Genomic DNA, 443 nt, shown 5'->3' with positions numbered 1-443 from the left:
AGCGGAAATCAGAGTGTAAACAATGATGCTGGCGAATGTGGTGCAATGGTGATTGTAAGTGCGAATGCTACAGATAACTGTAGTGTAGGAGCTGTAGGTGGAACCAGGGATGATGGAGAGGCTTTGGATGCGCTTTATCCTGTTGGAACTACAACTATTACCTGGACTGTGACAGATGTCAACGATATTGCTGCAGCTCCTATTAACCAAACTGTAACAGTAACAAACGAAGCTCCAGTAATCAACAGCATCTCTGGTCCCGTAGATCCTGTACAAGTTGGAACTGGAGTGACTTTGACTGCTGATGTTACCGATACCACTCGGGAGTCTGCAACCTGGAGATTAATTACAAATGGTACTGTTGTAGATAAATATACGTACTACTGTGAGGAATGTATAGATGGTAACACTGTGGCTGGAAATTTCAACCCTGAGCCGGGAGT

General features: G+C 44.5%; 1 protein-coding gene. It reads left to right on the top strand.

From position 1 onward, the window contains the following. Positions 1 to 443: hypothetical protein (locus HC175_RS18775; RefSeq protein WP_168139717.1), on the top strand; the 443-nt coding region annotated here is incomplete at both ends.

It is taken from the genome of Salinimicrobium oceani (assembly GCF_012037645.1).
The sequence above is the reverse complement of the archived record's forward strand: the minus strand, read 5'-3'. Positions and strand labels throughout refer to the sequence as shown.